This window comes from Mojavia sp. (assembly GCF_059505145.1).
In genome coordinates this window covers 1-4,379 of record NZ_JCACKA010000033.1, presented here as the reverse complement: position 1 = coordinate 4,379, position 4,379 = coordinate 1, and the positions used below count along the sequence as shown (strand labels likewise).

The following is a 4,379-nucleotide window of genomic DNA, read 5'->3' as shown; positions in this document are numbered from 1 at the left end:
GTAAGCCCAAAACCTTTAGCTGGCTTGGTTTACAGGCGATTGTCGCCCCTTGAAGGTTGAGCCTATTAAATTTGGCCAGTTGGTAGCTGTGACTCCCGATTGGGTGCAATGGATGGGAGGAATTGCGGAGTGAAAAGGCTGGTTAATGATTTGTGTGAAAAGATCAGCAATCATTGCCGAGATTTTTAGCACAATATCCTGTGGAATTTGGCACTCGCACTGTCAGCAATTTTTAGCAACGCAAAGGTACTCAAGAGCCAGAGGTGAGTTTTTGCTAACCCAAAAGTGGAGTTTTCAAATGTGATTGAGCCGCACTGTCAAATGACTGCCCAGACTGTTGCAGAATACGATGTTTGGGCTGCTCTGTTGTCTGAACTTTACACCTGCTATGATTTTTGCATTAGACCTGTCCGAAAATTCCAAAGCCAGACTGTTCAAAGCTTTGGGGCAAAACTTTGATATCTTCATAAAAACGGAGTTATAAGGTTTTGAGATAGTTAGTGATAGTTTAGAGGCATAAAAATTAACTTCTAATTTCTTAGATTTTATAATTATTACTACTAGCTAAGTTGGGAGAACCAAGCTACCAATTCTTAATCTAACTAATCCGCAAACTGTTAAAATAATCTGCTCATACGTCTCAAGTTTTAAGCAAAATCTTTGTGAGGCTATACGGAATATTTTAAGCAATCGAATCAAATGTTCAATGAATATTCGATTACTAGACAAAGCCTTATTTTTATCTTTTTGCTGTTGAGTCAGTTCTCGTTTCGGTTTTCTTTTATGAGGCGTAGTGATGTTTTCGCCACCTTGAAATCCTTTATCACCTGAAAAAGGTTGAGATTTATCAAATTTTTGCTGAGATTGGCGAAACAATTTTATATCTGCTGTTGGCCCAGGAACACCTACTTCTACCTCAACAATATCTTTTCCTTCTGGCATCCCAATCATTTGGCTTTTCAAAGTATGTTGTCTTTTCTTACCAGAAAAATATTTTTGTTGTTCGGAGTCAGAATGTCTATATATTGGCTGTTCCAGGCTATCGACCAATAGCCTAAAATTAGTTAACACTTCTTGAACAAATAGTAAATCGCTCTCATTATTTGAGACTTGTTCTAATAAACTGGAGGGTAAGATATCTCTCAAAATTGGTATCCAGTCGTGAAATGTATCATTGGCTTCCGTTTTGGAAACCCCAAACAACATTCCTAATACTTGAAATGTCAGCATCTGTCTTAAATAAAATAAGCATAAACAAACTTGTTCTTGGATTGATAACAATTCTTTGCGACCACCACCAGCCGCATTAATTCTTATTTTTCGGCTTTGGAGTTTTGTTTTAATTTCTTGGTGACGCTTTATCGCGCAATTTAACAGTGATTGCAACTGTTCGTAACTAATCCCTAAAATTTGTTTTGTCCGGTGGGGATATTTCTGGATATAATCAAAAACCATAACTAATATCGAAAAATGGTAGACGCTCAATTTAACGTTTTACCATTTTTATTTTCCTAAGTTAATATTTCGGACAAGTCTTTTGTGAGATAATCACTGCCAGCAACGGCTGTACCATCAGCAGTTGCGTACTTAACGCTAATTGTCTTCTCACTCATCGCATTGAGACTGACGGTGAAGTTCATGTAGGAAATACCGTCATGTCCTTCGGTAATAGTTTTATCTGCAATGAATAGTGCTGGCGGTTCGTCGTTATCTGCAATTGTCACTACACCTACAGCATCTTCTGCAATGGTAGCGTGAAGAGCATTATTTAGTTTCAGGAAGAAAGTTTCGTTGTTGGGGGTGTAGGTGAGGGTGCGATCATTGTTAATTATGATGCTACCGTTAGTTGGGGCTGCGCCTAGTTGTACTGTGCCTTGTGTGCTGTCATTAGCTAGGACGTTAATAGCTACAGGGTTTGCTTGGTCGGTGGTGGCTATGTCGTCGTTGGCGATCGGGGTAATGAGGTTGTCGTCAAGCAGCATGACGTTATCGATGATGATTTTCGCATCTTTGGCACCGAAGCCCAGGAGGTCGAAGTAGAGAGTGGCGGCGGTTCCTCTTGTGATGCTGCTGATGTCGATTTTGACGGTGCGGGGTGTGTTGAGGGCTATTTTGTCGCCGGATGCGATCGCGCCTGCTATCTTGACTTTGTTGCTGAAGTATGCATTGCCGGATTGCTGGAGGTTGAGGAGGGAGTCGGTTTGGGTGAGTCCGGTGGATGTGCCGAGTAGGGGGGTGAGGGTGTGTGCATTGAGGAGGGCGACTTCAAAAGCGTCGCTGGGGGCAAAGGTGTTGGTTCCTAGGTGGGTGTCAAGGATGGTGAATTGCAGGTATTTGGCGTGTTCTGGGATGATGAAGGATTGGGTGAAGTTGCTGTTGAATGGCGAGTCTTCGGTGAGGACGGCTTGTTGATTGAGAATGGTGGCTGCACCGCGTGTTGTCCAGCCAAATTCGGGTTTGGTGGGGTCTGTTTGGTCGAAGTTGCCGTTGGTGATGTCGGCAAGGAGTATTGCTGTTAGTGTGCTTGCAGGGTATTCCCCCACTCTCCCACTCCCCCACTCCCCCACTCCAAGGAGCGGATGGCGTTGAGCATTTGCAGGTTGAGCCATGATGGTAATTTACGCACGCCTGGGGACAGGGTGTTGTTCATCAGGTCGTAGGGGTGTACCTTGGAGTCAAAGTGGCTACCATCGTTCGTGAGGGTGGCGGTGAAGTTGTTGCCGATGAAGGTTTTAGTGCCGTTGATGGTTTGGATGTATCGGTCGAAGCCTGGGTTGCCGTTGATTATACCTAGTAGGTGTCCGGTTTCGTGGAGAATGGTGGTAAGCAGGTCGTATTTGCCAAAGGCTTCGCCTGTGGTGGCGCGGTAGGCCGTGTCAGTGAGGGAGGAGGAGAATTCGGTGTTTTCCCAGGGGGTGGGGTCGATGAACCAACCGATGCCGTTGGCGTTGTGGTCGATGAGGATGGTGCCGCTGTTGGGGCGACCTTGCGCGTTATAGGTGGTGATTTGGGCTTCGGCGTTGTTGCGTGAATAGGCAAAATGGTAAATTTTACTTATCGCCGATGTTTCCTAGCCGCCTATCCCAACGATGAAAACGAAAGCCCAGTACAAAGTTAAAAATTGGAATGCTTATGATGCAGCCCTCAAACAACGAGGCAGTATAACTTTCTGGCTGGACGAAGACGTAATCGAGCAGTGGTGCAACCAGCAAAAAACGGGGAAAAAAGGAGCATCGAATTATTACTCAGATACGGCGATTGCCTTCGGCACTGCCCCTTAGGGCAATCGCTACAATGGGAACAATTCAATCAGTGTTTCATTTACCTGGGCGGCAAGCAGAAGGATTTTTAGAATCACTGTTTATGCTTATGGGGATTGAGCTAGAAGTCCCGGATCACTCTACCTTATCTCGTCGTTTAAGCAAGTTGTCAGTAGAACTACCAGTTCTACCAAAGGATAAACCTGTTCATGTTGTGGTGGATTCAACTGGCGTAAAAGTTTATGGTGAGGGCGAGTGGAAAGTTCGCACACATGGGGTTGGTAAAAGGCGGACATGGCGCAAGTTGCATTTAGGCGTTGACTCAGAAAGTGGTGAAATTCTGGGTGCGGTGGTGACTACTAATGATGTCGCAGATTGTGAGGTGCTACCAGACATATTGGAGCAGATAGATTCGCCAATAAGCCAAGTATCTGGTGATGGTGGCTATGACACATTCGGCTGTTATGACACAATTGCTGAACGAGGAGCAAAAGCGACAATTCCACCTCGCAGCAATGCCAAAATCCAACAACACCCACATTCTCAAGCACAGCCACATCCTAGAGATGAAAACCTGCGCTACTGTAACCAAGTGGGACGTAAGCAATGGAAACAAGAGTCTGGTTATCATCGCCGTTCTTTGTCCGAAACTGCTATCTTTCGGCTCAAAACCATCTTTGGTGGTAAGTTGCGACGACGCTTTTTTGATAATCAGGCTGTCGAGTTATTCCTACAATGTGCCGCACTTAATCGCATGATTCAGTTGGGCAAGCCAGACAGTTACAAAGTGGAAAACTAACTTCTGCTCTCATGCCGGATTGGTGTGTCATTTTTTCCTTTCATGCAACAAAGCCTTGTCATTGTCCAGGAGGGGGAGGAATAATCTCAATGCCGTACTTAGGTGCAGTGGTGAGGATTTTATCTAAGTCTTCAGGACTCAATGGTGGGGCAGATGTAATTTGACCATTCACCGCCTTTCCAACTTCGGCAATAAATTTCTCAAATCCAGCAGGTGTCACCCAAACTAACAGTTTGGCAGGTACAGAGGTCATATTAGTAAATCGGGCATTGCTGAATGAAAGGATGAATTGATTTATATAGGTACAATTTGATACTTTA

Annotated in this window: 2 protein-coding genes and 2 pseudogenes; 1 reads left to right on the top strand and 3 read right to left on the bottom strand. The window is 44.6% G+C overall.

Translation table 11 applies throughout. The annotated features are described in order from the left end of the window. Positions 1 to 564 precede the first annotated feature (564 nt). Together AC5JL8_RS04820 and AC5JL8_RS04815 are read right to left on the bottom strand one after the other, a co-directional pair. The gene (locus AC5JL8_RS04820; RefSeq protein WP_495878642.1) at positions 565 to 1,386 is read right to left on the bottom strand and encodes a transposase; all 822 of its coding nucleotides are present in this window, start codon (positions 1,384 to 1,386) and stop codon (positions 565 to 567) included. A gap of 125 nt (positions 1,387 to 1,511) precedes the next feature. Then, complete coding sequence (locus AC5JL8_RS04815; RefSeq protein WP_495878641.1) at positions 1,512 to 2,609, bottom strand: Ig-like domain-containing protein; 1,098 nt, start codon at positions 2,607 to 2,609, stop codon at positions 1,512 to 1,514. Positions 2,610 to 3,089: 480 nt separating this feature from the next. Here AC5JL8_RS04815 and AC5JL8_RS04810 point away from each other — a divergent pair. Beyond that, positions 3,090 to 4,059: pseudogene (locus tag AC5JL8_RS04810) on the top strand (IS5 family transposase). Positions 4,060 to 4,117: 58 nt separating this feature from the next. Here the strand turns inward: AC5JL8_RS04810 and AC5JL8_RS04805 are convergent. Continuing rightward, positions 4,118 to 4,379 (bottom strand): annotated as a pseudogene (locus tag AC5JL8_RS04805) (hypothetical protein); the annotation flags it as partial.

Coding starts and splice junctions, on each gene's coding strand:
- AC5JL8_RS04815 (WP_495878641.1), bottom strand. CDS start 2,609: ATGGCTCAACCTGCAAATGCTCAACGCCATCCGCTCCTTGGAGTGGGG.